This window comes from Vibrio sp. 10N.222.49.C12, from assembly GCF_041475025.1.
In the GTDB taxonomy this organism is placed as follows: Bacteria; Pseudomonadota; Gammaproteobacteria; order Enterobacterales; family Vibrionaceae; genus Vibrio; species Vibrio crassostreae_C.
In genome coordinates this window covers 16,921-34,311 of record NZ_JBFRVF010000004.1, presented here as the reverse complement: position 1 = coordinate 34,311, position 17,391 = coordinate 16,921, and the positions used below count along the sequence as shown (strand labels likewise).

15 protein-coding genes and 1 pseudogene are annotated in these 17,391 nt (G+C 44.0%); 9 read left to right on the top strand and 7 right to left on the bottom strand.

Annotated elements, in window-relative coordinates; genetic code table 11:
- Positions 1-122: 122 nt before the first annotated feature.
- The 3 genes from trpS to AB4583_RS02120 all read right to left on the bottom strand — a co-directional run bounded on the left by trpS (position 123) and on the right by AB4583_RS02120 (position 3,834).
- On the bottom strand, positions 123-1,184 hold the full coding sequence (gene trpS, locus AB4583_RS02130) for a tryptophan--tRNA ligase (RefSeq protein ID WP_017068674.1): 1,062 nt from the start codon (positions 1,182-1,184) through the stop codon (positions 123-125).
- A 250-nt stretch (positions 1,185-1,434) separates the two neighbouring features.
- Entirely contained in the window at positions 1,435-2,235 is an 801-nt protein-coding gene (locus AB4583_RS02125; RefSeq protein ID WP_372116226.1) for a hypothetical protein, read from the bottom strand.
- Positions 2,236-2,502: 267 nt separating this feature from the next.
- Complete coding sequence (locus AB4583_RS02120) at positions 2,503-3,834, bottom strand: D-serine ammonia-lyase (RefSeq protein WP_372116223.1); 1,332 nt, start codon at positions 3,832-3,834, stop codon at positions 2,503-2,505.
- Positions 3,835-3,966: 132 nt separating this feature from the next.
- Here AB4583_RS02120 and AB4583_RS02115 point away from each other — a divergent pair, with 132 nt between their 5' ends.
- Positions 3,967-5,160 carry a CynX/NimT family MFS transporter gene (locus AB4583_RS02115; protein ID WP_102320431.1) on the top strand — a complete coding sequence of 398 codons (1,194 nt, stop codon included), beginning with the start codon at positions 3,967-3,969 and terminating at the stop codon, positions 5,158-5,160.
- A gap of 29 nt (positions 5,161-5,189) precedes the next feature.
- Here the strand turns inward: AB4583_RS02115 and AB4583_RS02110 are convergent, their stop codons facing one another.
- Positions 5,190-5,987, bottom strand: coding sequence for a helix-turn-helix transcriptional regulator (locus tag AB4583_RS02110; protein WP_372116220.1), 798 nt, complete (start codon positions 5,985-5,987; stop codon positions 5,190-5,192).
- A 73-nt stretch (positions 5,988-6,060) separates the two neighbouring features.
- Positions 6,061-6,594, bottom strand: a complete 534-nt coding sequence (locus AB4583_RS02105; protein ID WP_017060498.1) for a YbhB/YbcL family Raf kinase inhibitor-like protein — start codon at positions 6,592-6,594, stop codon at positions 6,061-6,063.
- 243 nt (positions 6,595-6,837) lie between these two features.
- Between AB4583_RS02105 and AB4583_RS02100 the strand changes: the two genes are divergently transcribed.
- The 3 genes and pseudogenes from AB4583_RS02100 to AB4583_RS02090 all read left to right on the top strand — a co-directional run.
- Entirely contained in the window at positions 6,838-8,247 is a 1,410-nt protein-coding gene (locus AB4583_RS02100; RefSeq protein ID WP_372116218.1) for a DUF3404 domain-containing protein, read from the top strand.
- Positions 8,225-8,872 carry a response regulator transcription factor gene (locus tag AB4583_RS02095; protein WP_372116215.1) on the top strand — a complete coding sequence of 216 codons (648 nt, stop codon included), beginning with the start codon at positions 8,225-8,227 and terminating at the stop codon, positions 8,870-8,872. The genes AB4583_RS02100 and AB4583_RS02095 overlap by 23 nt, the downstream gene beginning before the upstream one ends.
- Positions 8,872-9,300, top strand: a pseudogene (locus AB4583_RS02090) (DUF2861 family protein); the annotation flags it as partial. The gene AB4583_RS02095 and the pseudogene AB4583_RS02090, both read left to right, overlap by 1 nt.
- A gap of 181 nt (positions 9,301-9,481) precedes the next feature.
- Here AB4583_RS02090 and AB4583_RS02085 read toward each other — a convergent pair.
- On the bottom strand, positions 9,482-10,393 hold the full coding sequence (locus tag AB4583_RS02085; RefSeq protein ID WP_372116212.1) for a LysR substrate-binding domain-containing protein: 912 nt from the start codon (positions 10,391-10,393) through the stop codon (positions 9,482-9,484).
- Positions 10,394-10,521: 128 nt separating this feature from the next.
- Here AB4583_RS02085 and AB4583_RS02080 point away from each other — a divergent pair, with 128 nt between their 5' ends.
- The 5 genes from AB4583_RS02080 to AB4583_RS02060 all read left to right on the top strand — a co-directional run bounded on the left by AB4583_RS02080 (position 10,522) and on the right by AB4583_RS02060 (position 16,656).
- Positions 10,522-11,586 (top strand): HlyD family secretion protein, encoded by a 1,065-nt coding sequence (locus tag AB4583_RS02080; RefSeq protein WP_372051745.1) that lies wholly within the window; start codon positions 10,522-10,524, stop codon positions 11,584-11,586.
- Positions 11,587-11,589: 3 nt separating this feature from the next.
- Positions 11,590-13,140, top strand: coding sequence for a DHA2 family efflux MFS transporter permease subunit (locus AB4583_RS02075; protein WP_017060506.1), 1,551 nt, complete (start codon positions 11,590-11,592; stop codon positions 13,138-13,140).
- 289 nt (positions 13,141-13,429) lie between these two features.
- Positions 13,430-15,019, top strand: coding sequence for a response regulator (locus AB4583_RS02070; protein WP_017064673.1), 1,590 nt, complete (start codon positions 13,430-13,432; stop codon positions 15,017-15,019).
- Complete coding sequence (locus AB4583_RS02065) at positions 15,013-15,345, top strand: Hpt domain-containing protein (protein WP_017060508.1); 333 nt, start codon at positions 15,013-15,015, stop codon at positions 15,343-15,345. The genes AB4583_RS02070 and AB4583_RS02065 overlap by 7 nt, the downstream gene beginning before the upstream one ends.
- A 414-nt stretch (positions 15,346-15,759) precedes the next feature.
- A complete protein-coding gene (locus tag AB4583_RS02060; RefSeq protein ID WP_017060509.1) occupies positions 15,760-16,656 on the top strand; it encodes an RNA polymerase sigma factor RpoD/SigA in 897 nt (298 codons plus the stop codon).
- Between the two features lie 208 nt (positions 16,657-16,864).
- Here AB4583_RS02060 and AB4583_RS02055 read toward each other — a convergent pair whose 3' ends face one another.
- The gene (locus AB4583_RS02055) at positions 16,865-17,218 is read right to left on the bottom strand and encodes a hypothetical protein (protein ID WP_017072193.1); all 354 of its coding nucleotides are present in this window, start codon (positions 17,216-17,218) and stop codon (positions 16,865-16,867) included.
- Between the last annotated feature and the right edge of the window lie 173 nt (positions 17,219-17,391).

Sequence of the window (17,391 nt, the reverse complement as noted above, 5' to 3'; positions counted from 1 at the left end):
TGAAAGCTGGAATTTGAGATCAGGCGTTGCCATACAACCTCATTTCCATTCACAAAATTAATTTTATAAATCAATCGTACTCGGCATTCAAATTAATTGACTTTATTTACATGCACCCAGTGCTAGATAATATTCAAACCAAAGACGCCTTTTACGTCGAACAATACCTTTTGCGTTCTTTCCCTACCGACTTCGCTACCATTTCGCAAAATATCGATGAGCTGCGCTTTGTCATCCAGCAACTCAGTTCTTCTTTCACGAATAGGACGAATCATCTCTTGCAGGCACTCTTCCAACACTTTCTTAGTTTGTCCATCGCCTAGCCCACCTCTTTGGTAATGCTCTTTTAGTTGACTGACATAGTTAGCGTCTGTGTGAAAAGCATCAAGATAAGTGAACACGATATTCCCTTCTACCTTGCCTGGGTCTTCAATTCGTAGATGATTTGGGTCGGTATACATGGATTTGACTGCAGCTCTGATCTCTTTCTCTGTTGCACCCAAATTAATGGCGTTGCCCATCGATTTAGACATCTTACTTTTACCATCAGTACTAGGGAGGCGAGATGCATTGCTGAGAAGCGGCCTACATTCATTTAAGATTGGTTTACCAGCAAGCGAGTTAACCTTTCTTACTATCTCATTGGTTTGTTCCAACATCGGCAATTGATCATCGCCAACAGGCACTAAAGTCGCGTTAAAAGCAGTGATGTCTGCCGCCTGTGAGATTGGATAAGTGAGGAAGCCTGCTGGAATAGAGCGACCAAACTCCTTGTTCTGAATTTCGCTTTTGACCGTTGGGTTGCGTTCCAAGCGAGCGATAGAAACAAGATTGCTGTAGAACATGGTGAGCTCAGCTAACACCGGCAACTGTGATTGCAGACAAATCGTGGTCTTGGTCGGGTCGATACCCACCGCAAGATAGTCAGCGACTACATTGAGAATGTTGGAAGAAACCTTCGAAGGATTATGGGCGTTGTCGGTAAGCCCTTGCATGTCAGCGACCAATATCGTTTGGTCGTGAATATGCTGCAAAGAGACTCTTTGTTTAAGTGAACCGACGTAATGACCCAAGTGCAAAGGCCCAGTAGCTCTATCGCCAGTCAGAATGATTTCAGGCTTGTTGGTATTGTTCTTACTGCCAATATTATTGCTGTCGGTATGGCTGTTTGAGTTGGTATTCATGGTGTATCTCCAAGTTAAAAAGGCTACTGGAGATAAAAAGAGGCGACATTTTTGATGACATTCTTAGCTACCGTCCAGCAGCTAAAGAATGTAAGTATTCCGTGCTGCTCTATTGAGAGCACCACCAAAAGAAAATTGAAGTTGAAGCAGAATTAAATTTCATGGTTAAAACCTATCAACAATACAGACGAGCGACAACTGTTATTTACGCACACCAAGAAAATAGGTTTAAGATTAACAGTTTATAGGCTTAATCTTTACTGGAACACAGTTCAGTGATTCGGTCACACATGGCTTGGTTGACTGCGAAGTGGGTGTTGAGGAATGCTAGTTGGGCAAGTGCCGATTCAGCGGTGCGCTCGTAGCCTTGGGTAAAGGTTGGTAGCAATTGGGCAAACTTAGGGAAGCGTGCTTCTAGCCTTCTATCCGACATAAATTCATCAACGAATTCAGGCTCAGACTGTTCAGTTTGATCCACAAGATCGATCAAACGATCGAGTGCGTAAGATTGAACGAACCGACTGCCCGACAGCTTTTCGCCTCGGTTATAACGAGACATACCCACATAAAGATTGGTTAGAGCCTCACCAATGATCCAATCTTGGGAATTAGTGTCTGTCTCCCCTTTTATTGGTGAAACACAACACTGTGTATCAAATTCATGTTGCTGCCAAACAATACGCCCTTCAGCAAACGGAATGTGCGCTAACTCGTGGGGTTCAAACACTGCAAACTCACAAAAGATTCCGTCAGCGTACAGAACTTTATAGCCATCGACGGTATTTCTCACTGCGTAGTCGATTGAGTGAATATCAGATAGCCAATGCAAACTGTCTAAGAAATACTGCTTGTGCCCCGTTTGTACTATCGCGAAAAAATCGACATCTGAATACTGATCAAGTCGTTCTGTTTCAATACCTACCGAGCCCAATCCCAGTAAAGCATGAGCCTTACCCGATGCTTCCAAAGACTCCCCAATCGCATCTAAACGCTGGAGTAATTTTTCTGGTGTGTTTATGTGTCTTGTCTGCATCACTTTATCCGTCTGCATTGCTAAATCCCTATCAAGTTGAATGCCACTCAACCTAACTGATAGTTAGAACATCTAAGAAGCCTAATTTATAAAATATGTGTTTCGGGTAACGATCTGCGCAAGTTATTGTTTGAATAACGACTGGATTTAGGAGTAAAAAAGAGTGCGTTCAACCGATAAACAGCACTCTTCTATCATGGCTTATCTTTTAACCGCTGATATTTACAACAGCTTATACTTATAAACACCTAGTTTACAAACAGCTAGCTTATAAACGCTTTAGGGCTAAACCGACGATTTTTCCAAGTAAGCGGCCATTTCTTCTTTCGGCACCATGCCTCCGCCAGTCGCCCACACAAGATGCGTTGCATTCGCTAGCGTCGACTCATCAATCTCTAGGCGATCAAGATATTCTCTATTCTGCTCAACATGAATCACACCCGGCATGCCTGCGAGTGCTGAAGGCTCAAGTTGAATACCCTCTACTTGGTTCAGTTCGCCTAACAATTGGTACATACGTTCATCGGTTAATGTGTAATAACCATCAAGCAAGCGCTCCATCGCGCGACCCACGAAACCTGAAGCCCGACCCACCGCTAAACCGTCTGCGGCGGTGAGGTTATCAATACCCAGATCTTGCACTGCAATCTCATCATGCAAACCGGTATGAACACCGAGCAACATACAAGGCGAATGGGTTGGCTCAGCAAAAATACAGTGCAGGTGATCACCAAAAGCCATCTTCAATCCAAATGCAACACCACCGGGGCCGCCACCCACACCACAAGGCAAGTAAACAAATAATGGGTGTTCTTTATTTACTGAAATGTCTTGTTGCTCAAATTGCTGTTTGAGCCTTTCTCCAGCCACAGAGTAACCAAGGAACAGTGTTTGTGAGTTTTCATCATCAATGAAGAAACAACGCGGGTCTTGCTCCGCTTCTTTCCGTCCTTGTTCTACTGCAACGCCATAATCTTGTTGATACTCGACCACGTTAACACCGTGCTCTCGCAGTTTACTTTTCTTCCAAGCTCTCGCGTCTGCCGACATGTGAACAGAGACCGTAAAACCCAATTTGGCACTCATGATACCGATCGACATGCCTAGATTACCCGTGGATCCTACCGCAATGCTGTATTGTTGGAAGAAGTCACGGAATTCAGGTTCGAGCAACTTACTATAGTCATCGCTCTCACACAGTAACCCCGCTTCAATCGCAAGCTTTTCGGCATGCGTTAGTACTTCATAGATACCACCGCGCGCTTTGATTGAACCTGAAATCGGTAAATGGCTGTCTTTCTTCATCATCAAACGCCCTTTTATTGGCTGCTGATAATGTGCTCCCAATGCTGATTTCATAGATGGAATGTCAACAAGCTCAGACTCGATGATGCCATTGGTCGCTTGAGTTTCAGGAAACGCCTTGGCTAGATAAGGAGCAAACCTTTGCAGCCTCATGCTCGCATCGTGAATATCTTGTTCGCCTAAACCCACATAAAGCAAACCGCGCTCCAGAGTCGTCACATTTGGGTTAAACCAAACCACTTCTTCCAATGCAATCAATTGTTGAAGCAGTGGGAAGTCCGAGATGAGCTTGTCGATATTTAATACAGTCATGGGTGACTTTTCTGGCTAAGCGCGTACTGCGCAGGTTCAATCATTAGTAAACCTATTTAAACGGTATTTGTGTAATCATTCAATGATCTGTAGGCTAGCCTGTCTTCTCATAAGCAAACAGTAGAACAACCTATGAGCGCCTCTCTTCGTAATAGCATTTTCGTGATGTTAGGGATTCTATTCCTAGCACTTAACCTTCGTGGGCCTTTTACGAGCTTGGCTCCTGTGCTTTCTCAGGTTATGGAAGGCCTCAACCTTACGTCATCGGCTGCAGGCTTCTTAACAGCTTTGCCACTGTTAACTTTTGCCTTATTCTCACCATTAGTCACCAAGATATCCCAACGAATTGGTCTAGAGCCTAGCCTGTTATTAGGCTTAGTTCTGATCACTACGGGTATTACACTGCGCTCTGCTGGGTTAACCCCAACCTTGTATATCGGCACGGTGATGATCGGGCTTGGTATCGCGATTGGTAATGTGTTGTTGCCTGTAGTAGTGAAAGTTAGCTTCCCGACACGCATCGCTACTGTGACTTCTCTGTACATCTTTACGATGGGCATCGGTTCGACGTTAGGCTCAAGTTTGATGGTGCCGTTTTCAAATCTAACCTTATTTACGATCACGGGTTGGCAATTAGCGCTGTTAATGAACTTGGTATTTCCAATATTAGCTTTGATGATCTGGTTGCCTAAAATCAGAAAACGCTCATCTTCGGCCAGCAATAACAAGCAACAAGACAAACCTCTGCCGATGAAACAGATGATTAAAAGCGGCGTAGCGTGGCAAGTAACGTTAGCGCTTGGGCTTAACTCATTTACCTTCTACTCTTTGGCTGGCTGGTTGCCACAGATATTGAACGATCTTGGCTACAGCGAAATCGACGCGGGCTACATTTATGGATTTCTGCAATTTTCGACTATGGTTCCGGGGCTGCTGTTACTGCCGTTCTTAGCCAAAAGTGACAATCAACAATGGCTCATCACTTTATGTGCATCGAGTGTATTTGTTGGATTGATTGGTCTTCTGTATTTGCCTGAGTTTGCGATCTTTTGGGTGGGACTGTTTGGATTAGCCAACTGCTCGACATTTATTATCGCGCTCTCTTTTGTTGGCTTGCGTACATCGAATAGCAGCCAAGCCGCATCATTGTCGGGTATGGCTCAGGGAATCGGTTATGCGTTGGCAGCCACTGGTCCAACGCTGGTGGGTAAGCTTCATGCTCAGACAGATTCTTGGAGTGTGCCGATTCTGTTGATCGCATCTGTTGCCTTTGCGTGCACGATTTTCGCGGCATTGGCAGCACGAGATAAGAAAGTGAGCGTTTAGGCAAACAGAATGATTATGGTATCGCGACTTTATTTGCTCGCGACTCTATGGCTGACGACGGTTTTGATGTATTCACTTGGCGACAAACCAAATTTGCCTTTAAAGCGCTGACTAAAACGCCCTTCCGATTGGTAACCGCAAGACTGAGCCAACATCGCCACATTCTGCTGTCCGTTTTGCATCAGATAAAGCGCGTGACTCAAGCGAACTTCAGCCAGTACCTCTCGATATTGCATGCCTTCCAGTTTGAGTTTTCGAATCAGCGTCGCTCGGCTCATCGCAAAACGCTCCGCCACCGACTCTAGCGGATGTTTCTCATCTGGTGAATGTGAAAGATAATGGCTAAGCTTTTGGCTAAACGAGACGTTGGCACTGACAAACAATAGATGCAACACTCCTTTTTCAGCTAATTGCTGGTACAAGCCCTGCAACCAAAACTGTTGAGTCTCTTTGCTCATGCTCTGTGTATCAAAAGAGAACAGAGCATTGAGTGAGTCTTGTAAGTTTCGATCCGCTTTTACTGTAGGCAGTCCCAGATCATTCGACCGTTCCTCACTTAAATCAAGCATCGCCTGAGAAGGTTGGAATTGAAAGCTGAACACTCGCGACAAGAAGCGCCCTTTGTGGGGCATGTTCTCAAAACTTAGTGAAGCTGATGCCTCACACAACAACAGCTCAGAATGTGAGAGCTCTGCCGCTGAATCTTTCCAAAACAGGCGCTTACTGCCTGTAATAATCTGAATGATACTAGGGGATAGAATCCTCACATTACGCAGTTTTTGTAACTGCTCTGCACGAAAGATCGTCACTTGATATTGATGATTCATCTCATCCCCTTGTTTACTTATTATGTACGTGTATAAGCTTTAACGTACATAAGCTATTAACGTACATAAGCTATTAACGTGTATAAGTTGCGGTCAGTTTAGCTTTGTCTAAAGCCATGCTGTTCAACGTGAATCCAACCACAGCCGACGGCGTATTTTCGTCGAGGTTAAGTTTGTCCGTTGGTAATGCCCAAACCGTGAACTGGTAACGGTGCATACCATCTTTTTCTGGAGGACAAACGCCACCGTAGCCAACTGTACCGTAATCAATGCGACCTTCTTTGCCACCGACTTTAGAGATGTCGACACCGCGAGGTAGCTCGTTCACAGTTGCAGGGATATCAAACGCAACCCAATGCCAGAAGCCACTTTCAGTCGGTGCATCTGGATCATAAGCTGTGATAGCAAAGCTTTTGGTACCTGCTGGCGCATCTTTCCACATCAATTGTGGTGATTGATTATCGCCGTCACAACCCCAACTAGAGTATTCAAAAGTCTTTGCCATTGGGTGACCTTCTTGAATATCGTTGCTGGTTAATTCGAACGCATGAGCAGAGCCTGTAGCCAAAATACTGATTGCCAATACTGATTTGATGATGAGTTTCATGATGGTTCCTCTTATTAGGTATGAGCCCAGTATAGTCCCCTCATTTCGCCCAATAATGACAGTAAGTACACAATTATCTATTTTATTTCAAATAAATGATACTTACTGTATTTGTACTTTATTATTTAAAAGCATGACCCACTCGACAATTTGTTGTTAAAAGAACACTTGTTGACATTCAGGTTACAAATCGCGCCCAAAACTCTTTAGACTCGCCCCACGACTTTTAACGAGAATGATTGGATGCGCAGGTTTACATTAGCTCTTTGCTTGATCTTTTGGCTCCCAACCCTAGTCAATGCCCAAAGTTTGCAAGATAAGTGGCAAACTCTGTATCAACTGAGCTGGCAATCATCCCCACTCTTAGTATCTCAACAAGAGTTGGCTCAGTATCCGAAAGTTCTGCTCCATGAAAATAGCCGCTATCCTGATTTCAACCAATTCAGTTGGGACGACATCGCAGCGTTAGCGTCAATACAAGATCACTGCCAAGCGATTGAAAGCAGTAACCCTTCATTACATGAAGCCATCGAGTTCGAGCTCGCTCTGTGTCAGCAACAAACATTGGATTCGATTTGGTTTGCAGCACACTCCAAACGTCACCCTGCCGGTGGCAGCTTTGCTGGTCGTTATTTAGCCGCTTACCCAGATGTGACCGAGCAGATACGCCCATTTTTGAGTCTTACCAACCCTCAGCACCCTTTATATAACAAACTAGAAAGCCTAAGTGCACAAGGCAGAGAAGCACTGCTCAATGGATACCGCGCTTGGCAACAAGATGATGTGCTTTGGTTAAGTGGCGAACAAGGCTGGAAAGCTATTCCCTTAGATGTTTGGCAACCTATCGCAGAGCAACAAGAGGTATCTTTGGCAGGTGAAACCTGTACTTTTCGTTACAGTAACGTGTGCTTAAACGAGCATAGCAATGACAATCTGATCATGAAAACGTTGATCTTTACATTGCTGCTAACGTTGCTTTCCGGGCTCGCTAGAGTCTTATACCTAAGAACAAAACAACGAAAAGAGAGGCAGTTCGTTTTACAGCTTCTTACTCATGAACTGCGCACGCCTATTACTAGCCTAGGCTTAACCGTCGAAATGTTTAGAAATCGCTACGATGACTTTTCTGATGAAACTCAAAGTGCGGTTTGGCGTTTAATATCTGACTATCAAAGGCTTTCTCAGCTCACCGAAAACAGCAAAGTGTACCTAAGTTCGGATCAGTCAGAGCCTTTGTTGAAGCAAAACGCTTCATTAGAAGAGTGGCTCGATCATGTCTGTGAAAAGCACTATATTTCTTATCAATGTGAAGCGCGTGAAGTTGAACTGAACCTTCCCTATTACTGGCTAACCATCTGCTTGGATAATCTAATCAAGAATGCCAAACAACATGGTAAAGGTGAGGTTTTGGTAAAGGTCGAACTCGGTGACAAGCTGACGATTGAGGTACAAGACGAGGGGCACTTCCCTTCACCGATACAACGGCTCATGTCTGGTGTCACGCCAAGTGAAACGCACGAACTGGATAACATGGGCATTGGCCTGACTATTGTCGAGCACTTGATGAAGCAAGCGAATGGCCGCCTCATTATTCTTCGTAACCCAACCCGATGTATTTTGGAAATTGCTTATGAACACCCTACTGCTGATTGAAGACGACCAACTGCTTGGACAAGGCCTCGTCAGCTTCTTTGAATCCAATGGTTACCAATGCCTTTGGGCGAAGGATTCAGAGAATGCCAGTAAGAAATGGTTTCGAGCCGATCTTGTGATACTGGATCGACAGCTTGAAGATGGGGACAGCTTGCAACACCTTCCAAACTGGTTGCTCCTCAAAGCGCTGCCTGTGATTGTGTTGACCGCTAAAGTAGAAGTTCAACAACGTGTTGAAGGTTTAATGGCGGGTGCCAAAGACTATGTGACTAAACCATTTTCGAACGACGAATTACTCGCTCGAGTCATTACCCAGCTACGTCCGTTAGGTGTGAGCCTCTTAACTTACGCGAATATCCAAATCAACTTGTCGGAACGGATCGCTTATCTGGATGAAAGCCCTGTAACACTAAAACCTAAAGAGTTTCAGCTATTGGTACTGTTTGTTCAGAACCAAAGTCGTGTGTTTCACCGAGATGAATTACTCAATAAGATTTGGGGATATCAGGCTCTTCCTAGTACCCGAACTATTGATAATCACATACTGCGCTTACGCCAGAAGCTGCCAACATTGAATATAGAAACACATCGTGGCGTTGGTTACCGCTTGGCCGGGGAATCATAATGAAAGTTACTTCGTTAACCGCACTGATCTACACATTGCCGCTCGCAAGTCATGCGGCATGGTTTACCGACACGCCATTGCAGCACACCTATCAATCTCTACTTGATGACCAACCTCAAGTTGCGTGGCAAGAGCTGCAAATCGCACTCGATCACAAATCACTCGATAGTGAGCTTTGGCTGCCAGTCAAACAAGAGATCCTGAGCCAGACTCAATGTGGAACCTTACTCAAACAAAGTGCTGAGCCAAAACACCACATCCAAGTCAGCTTCATTCGACGCTATGGCCTGTCGTCGCACGGTTATCAAATCAAAGTCTCTGCCGAGCAACTCAGCAAAGGCTCAGAAACTCAAACTCTTTCTTTGGTATCGCCTAAAGGTAAAGTCCTTCTCGATGGGCAACTCACTTCCAACAATGAGTATCTAGAGTACACAGAGAAAAAGAGCTAGTTCGGTACTTAGCCTACAACTACATTAGCAATCAGAAAAAAACGAACTTGTTAACAAGTTCGTTTTTCTCTTTTCAATGTTATTGGTCATTGTCAATGAATTACAACTAATCAACAGTTAGGCAGCCGATTCCTTCTGTTGCTCCCAATACAATATGCCTTTATTTCGTTATTTGATTGGCTCTATTTTGAAAAGCAGTCAGTAGATAGTCGATAAAGACCTTTTTACGTTTCGGCATCAACTGCTTGTCTGCATACACTAGGCTTACTGAAACTTCTGGCATCTCATATTCAGGTAACAGACGAATCAGCTTACCTGTCTTAAAGTGTTCCCGACAAATGAATTCAGGAAGCACCGCCAAGCCGAGCCCATCTACACACGCTGTTAGGCATGCCGTGATGGTATTCACCCGCAACTGACACGGTAGATCGATCAAAATCGACTCTCCGCCTTCTAATTGTAAATGCCACTTGGGTAGACGCGCGGCCTTGTTCACCACCTCAATCATTCTGAATGGCGGTTCAAGATCATCGGGTGAAGAGACGTCATCGAACTGCTCTAAATACTCAGGGCTGGCTGCCAATACACGCTTTGATGTTGTGAGGTAGCGAGAAACCAAGCTCGAGTCCACTAGCTCACCAATTTGTGCGTAAAGATCGATCCCCTCCGCAATGATGTCGACTTCTCGATTCGACAGTTCTAAGTTCAAAGTCACGTTTGGGTGCTCTTTTAGGAAGCTGTGGATGTATTTGGCTAATACTTGATGCCCCAATTCGACAGGCAACACAACATTCAACTGCCCTCGGATCAAATCCTGATTGGCTGAAACCTCTAGCTCAGCTTGGTTCATGATCTCTTGCATCTGCATGCTCGACTGATAAAAGCGCTCACCCTCTGGCGTTAAGACTAAACTTCGTGTCGAACGAGTGATCAACCTCACACCTAGATGCTGTTCCAGCTCGTCTAGCTTTCGGCTGACGGTCGACTTGGTCATGTTCAATGCTTCAGCTGCGTGCGTGAAACTCCCACAATCAACAACTTGTGTAAAAACAGTCACAGCATTTAAGTCCATCGTACTTCTCCCAAAGCGCCATTAGTTAGATTTTTGCAACAGTGTTTCCCTTTTTTCCTATCTTATCAATCAATCGAATTCATTTACAATTCGTTACATCTAAATAAAAACAAAATGAGAAAGAAAAAATGACAGAGAACAACAACGCTTCGCAAACAGTAAGCACAAAAAAACGTAAAAAAGCTCCGCTTATTGCTACTGCGATCATGCTGTCATTGGGTTTAGCCGGTGCTGGATACTGGTACGGCTATGGCCAGTACTTTGAATCTACCGACAATGCCTACCTACAAGGCGACATCACGAATATTAGCCCTAAGGTCTCTGGCTATATTGTTAAGTCTTATGTGAGTGATAACCAATCGGTTAAAGAAGGTGATTTGCTGGTTCAAATCGATGACCGTGATTACCAGTCAGCACTCGCTCAAGCAAACGCCCATTTAAGCGTCGTGCAATCAGACGTCAAAAATCTAGTGGCACAACAAACGTTACAACGTAGCAAGATCAATCAAGCAGAAAGCCGCGTTGATTCTGCACAAGCTGAATACGAACGCGCGATTCAACAAGTGGTACGTTCTCGTAGCTTACTAAAGCGTAACTACGCGTCTCAAGATGAAGTCGATAGCATGGTTGCACAACAAAAAGTCACCCAAGCAGAACTTGAAGAAGCAAAAGCAAACCTCGTCGCAAGTAATGATCAGCTAATCGTGATTGCGAGTGAAATCGAACAAGCAAACGCATCCGTGACTGAAGCTCAAGCACAAAGAGATCAAGCACAGCTTAACCTTGATTACACCAAAATTTACGCGCCAGCAGATGGCGTGATTGGTAAACGCAGCGTACGTGAAGGCTTGCTGATTCAAGCAGGCGCACCACTGATGAGCTTGGTACCAAACAACCAAGTGTGGATTGAAGCCAACTTCAAAGAGACACAGCTAAGTGGTATTCACAAAGGTCAGACGGTTGAAGTAGAGTTGGATGCGTTCCCGGGGCAGCCTCTTGAAGGTGTGGTAGACAGTTTCTCCCCTGCGACTGGCGCTAAATTTGCGCTCCTACCACCAGAAAACGCGACCGGTAACTTCACTAAAATCGTTCAACGTGTACCGGTTAAAATTACTATTCCAGATCAGCAAGAGTTGAAAGGTCGACTGCTTCCTGGTTTGTCTGTGGTAGCGACCATCGATAAACGAGGCTAGACCATGAGTAACGCTGGTGTTGTCACCCAAACAAATGATGATGACGAGGTTTCGAGACGCCATTGGATCGCCCTATTTGGCGGCTTGATTGGCGCGTTTATGGCGATCTTGGATATTCAGATCACCAACTCGTCTCTCAAAGATATTCAAGGTGCGCTATCAGCCACCTTGGATGAAAGCTCGTGGATCTCTACGTCTTACCTAGTCGCAGAGATGATCGCTATCCCACTCAGTGGTTGGCTTTCTAAAGCGCTCGGTAAACGCCGTTATATCACGTGGACGACAGCCATTTTCACCATTTCATCTTTGTTGTGTTCGTTCTCTTGGAACATGACCTCGATGATCGTGTTCCGCGCGATGCAAGGCTTCAGTGGTGGTGCTCTAATCCCGCTTGCTTTCTCGCTGGTGATTCAGTTATTGCCGGTCAACAAGCGTGCTGTGGGTATGGCACTGTTTGGTGTAACCGCGACCTTTGCTCCATCGATTGGCCCTACCTTTGGTGGCTGGCTGACGGAGAACTTCTCGTGGCACTATATTTTCTACATCAATATTCCGCCAGCTTTGCTTGTGATCACCATGATCCGATATGGCTTGGACGATGAAAAGCTCGACCTTGGCACGCTGAAAAAAGCCGATTGGTTTGGTATCGCCACCATGGCATTAGGGCTAGGTTGTTTGGAAGTGGTGTTAGAAGAAGGTAACCGTGAAGAGTGGTTCAGTTCGAGCTTTATTATTGGCTTGAGTATCGTGTCGGCGGTGAGTTTGGTTTACTTCGTGATAAACGAACTCCAACACAAGAAGCCATTGGTTAACCTGCGGCTATTGCGGGATGGGCAATTTGCGATGTCTTGTATCGCCTATTTGATTCTAGGAATGGCATTGCTCGGCTCTATCTATGTTCTACCGATGTATCTCACTCAAATTCAGCAATATAACGCGATGGAAATTGGTGAAGTGCTAATGTGGATGGGTTTCCCACAGCTTCTGATATTCCCAATTGTGCCAAAGCTAACACAGATCATTAAGCCTAAGTACTTGGTTACCTTTGGCTTCGCGATGTTCGGTTTTAGTTGTTACGTAAATACACACATGACAATCGATTTTGGCGGGCAACAGCTGATTTTATCTATGGTTCTGCGTGCTATTGGTAGTCCGTTCATCATGGTTCCGCTGTCTTTGGTTGCCATGAAGAACATCAGCAAAATGGACACGCCAGACGCATCAACGTTAACCAACGTAATGCGGAACTTAGGGGGCGCTTTCAGCATCGCGATTATCGCTACGCTATTGGATAACAAAACCCGTGAGCACTTAGCACACATCAAGGAGTCGCTACCTTCAGTGAGTCAACTTGGTTGGCAGACGCTTCAGCAACAACAAGCGTTTTTCATTCAGTCAGGAAGTGATGCCGCAACTGCGATGCAACAAGCACAAGCAAGTTTGCTCGGCACAATGCAACGTGACGCAGCCATCATGGCTTACAACGATGTGTTCTTAATGATGACGGCGTTCTTGGCTCTAGCGGCAGTATTGATTCTAAACATGCGTGATTAACGCTAGAGTTTCGGTAAATAAAACTTCAAGCAAAGAACAACATTTCGAATAAAAACTCGAACAATAAAACAGATAGGTGAGCTTATCGGCTTGCCTCTTTTTTATTTCTAAAACACGTATAACCCCACTAAAATCAGGTAAAAGTCACCTGCGTTTGAAGGCTTTCATAAATGTTATCTAATACTCTTTAATTACCAATAGTTTATTGAGTGTTTGTATGTGATATAGGCACCTTGACAATGTGCAACTTGACTCCTAAATTAAAAAATAACATTTGGTATTAAGGAAAATGGATTTGACCTTACCAACAGACCTTCGAATTTTGATCGTCGACGACTCTAAAAGCGCAACAATACTTATTAAGCAGCAACTGGCTAGTTTGGGAGTTTCGCGCGACTGTATTTTTATTGCGACCGACTATCGAAAAGCAATTAAAGCGGTCGAGACACACTCTTTTCATGTACTCCTCATTGACTACCACTTAGAACAGTCTTTTACTGGCTTTGAGCTGTTGGGCATTCTGTATCGAAACCGCCTCATCGATCATACTGTGGCGACAATCTTGCTCTCTGGGGATATGCGTCAGGAAACAGTATTAACCGCCCTTTCAGGTGAAGCACACCACTTCGTTTCTAAACCGATTAATACTCAAACGTTGGGTAAAAAGATCCAAAGTGCCGTGTCCGTTTCAAAGAAACTCACCCAACTGAATGATTTGTATCCCATTGCCAGTCAAGAGAGATTAGCTCAAGCTTTGGCGATCTCCCCTAATGGTACTAGCGTTCAGTTCGAAGCGACATTGATTGAACATTTAATTGCAGGTAAGAAATGGCAGTTACTCTCTAGCGTCATTAACAACTCCAAAACCAACATGCACCCAACCAAATTGGTGGCTGAGGCGCTGATTCTCGACAGCTTAGGCAAGCCAAATTTAGCCATAGATAAGCTCCACAATTTTCTAATAGCACAGCCACTCTCATTGAGCGTGATTGACTGCTTAAGCTGTATCTATGAAAAACATAAAATGCTGCTGCCTGCTCTTAAATTAGCGATTCGTGCATTTGAGATGACTCCCAGCATCAGCCATCGTGCAATCAGGGCCATCGACTTAGCTGAGAACGCAGATAACACACATATGATCATAAAGTTAGGTGAGATGTATGCAACCCACATTTCAGCTGCTGACATTGATGTCATCCATTCCATTGGTGCGCACTTTAATTCCTTAAAAGCAACGTATCAGCGCGAGACGCAACTAAAGTACAAACGTATTTTGCTTGAGCACGCCAACCAATTCACCGAGTTGGTAAACCTGAAACTTCCGGTAAAACAACAGCAGCAAGTTTTGGCCAGCCTTGCCCTATTTCAGAGCAGCATATTGCTCATCGAAAATAGCCCTCAGATTGCCCACAAAAAAGTGATTAGAGCTTCGACACTGTTAGCGAACAATTTCCACAGCCAACCGACTTATTTGCTCACTCAGTTATTACCCATGCTCGCCCACTTTGGTGAGTACTCTCTTTATCATTTAACAGTGGAATGTCTCAAATCTCGTGGAGAAGCCATAAATCACCAACTTGAGTCCAAAAATGTCGACCCTTCAACGTGTATAAACATTGAAAATTTGGGTTCGATCCAAGAAATAAAGGACTACATTCACAGTTACCCATATTCAGTTGCCGCCAAACTTGACTATATATACGCCGTCAATAAAGCTCATATAGATGAGAAACTTAGCGACGACTATCTAGAAGAAATCTTACAGTTAGAACTTCCTCCAAAATGGAATCAATGGATTAGTGATTCATCAAGGTATGGTTTTTCCACTAAGCCGCCTAGCCCATTTTCAACATTCAGCCGACAGGAGTCCACATGCTAGACTTTGATGCTTTAAACGCCTATTTAGACAATGACAGAGACGTCATTTACGCCGTTTTGTCTACATATCAAGAAGACCATGGCAATTCGCTACAAGAGATCGAAGAGTTGGTTCAACAACAAGATTGGGGCAAGCTTCATTTTACCGTGCACACCTTAAAAGGCATTTTAGCCAGCTTTGGTGAAGAAACGGCCACAGTTGCATTGGAAAGAGTAGAACAAAACACACTCAATAAGCTTGCGCCGCAAGATGATGATCTTTCGGTTATCTACAGCGAAATGAAGATCATTAATCAGCAAATCGATGAGGTTCTTAGCACTTATTAGTCGATAGAATTAAAACGTGCATGGCGATACTTAACAGCCGACACAGCTAAAAGAGTTGAGGTGCTTGGAAACATTGAACCTCGACTCTTAACATTTTTCTCATCATTTCTCCTCTCAATTATAGTTCTAACCCACACCTATAAATTCACGTCATTTATCTAGATAAACCGATGTATAACACATGCTTTATAAACTATCCGTCTTAATGTTTTAAACGAAAAACCAACACACTTGATGAGATGCAAAATAGTTAAATATTTGTAGATCTTTTTGTGACATAAACATACGAAATTGCATTTTATTTATTGGTAAAGAAGAAATTGTTATCTACACTCTAATGAAACCAAGCGTTAATCACTTGGTGGCATAATAAAAAAAACTAAAACGTTCAGTCGGCTAGATAAGGACAAGGAAATGAACAACGATAGTTTTGCTGCGTTTCAGGGGCTCACGGATGAAACACCCATTACCGAATCATTTTCTACCAGTGCAGACCCTTATGCTCATTATCTGAAAGATATTGTTGGCATTGATCTGCTGTCGCGTGAAGATGAGGTGTATTACGCAAAATTGAATCGCGCGGGTGATAAAAAAGCGCGTGATGTCATGATCGAATCAAACCTGCGCCTTGTTGTGAAAATCGCAAAGAGTTACCTAAAACGTAAAGGCAATAATTTCACCCTGCTCGACCTGATCGAGGAAGGCAACATTGGCTTGATTAAGGCCATCGACAAATACGATCCAGAACCAGGCTATCGTTTTTCAACCTATGCTGTTTGGTGGATCCGCGAAAACATTGAAGCCGCACTCATGAACACGGGTCGAACCGTTCGATTGCCAGCCCACGTGTGTAAAGAAATAAACAGCCTCGCCTCAAAAAAGCTCGATGCAAGCAAAAAAATGAGTAAAGAGGTTTCAATTTCTGAGCTATCAGACAGTTCAGGTGTAAAGGCCGAACGCGTCGATCAACTGGTGGCGTTAAGCGGGTTTATTGACGTGACGACAACGGTTGGAACTAGCCATGCGCCTATGGTGCTTGATCAATGCGAAAGTGAATATATCCCAGACCCTCAACAAGATTGTGAGGATCAATCCTTTACCCAAGCTCTAGAACAAATCATCTATACACTTCCTCCAAAATTACAAAAGGTGCTCATCCACCGTTTTGGTTTCTTTGATAACAAGGTGAAAACGCTGTCTGAGGTCGGACAAATGTTGGATGTGAATGTTTCTAATGAACGTGTTAGACAAATGCAGAAAGAAGCGGTCGAAAGAATTCAAAAACGACTCAAATTTGATGGTTGGGTGTAAGTCGTAGCCCAGTTGAGAATTAGTTGAAAATAACGTTAAGCCAAAACAAAGACCTTTAGGGTGAGCCTCCAAGCTTGCCCTTTTTGTTTGCTGATTCGTTAGAAAAATAAAAAAATCGTAAGCACACGAACCCTAAGTCGCTAATCCCTAATGCCTAATGCCTAATGCCTAATGCCTAATGAAAAATGACAAATGCCACACCATTAACTTACCTTAAAGAAGTGACTCGCTCACTGCGCAAAATGAGATAATTGATATAAGTGGTTTCAAGACAATCTTGTTCCCACACTGATAAAATCCGTTTAGCCGCAAAATAATAATCTTTGTTTCTCAACAACATCCCAACGGTGCGGCTAAGCTTTTCAAATCGAACGTGATCGCTCGCAGAGATGTAGTCATCTTCACTTTCAATAATGGGCGCTAAACCATCAGCAAACCAATTATTCAATATTTCTCGCATCTCTAATTCGGACTCAGGCACATCCACACTCGACAACTCTCGATGTTGAGGTGGTGGCACTATGTACTTCGACGCTTGCGGTGAACTGACATAACGATACATGTCGTCCCTCCTGTCTAACTGACCCTTCTAATAATTAAGGACATATTTACCTGTTCTCAAGTTTATTTATCGAAACAAACAACAAAAAAATTAAAAAAAGCCATGTATCAATAACTCTACATGGCTTTAATGAGGGCAACTTTACGCTGCCCTATCTCCTTGTTGGCTTAGAC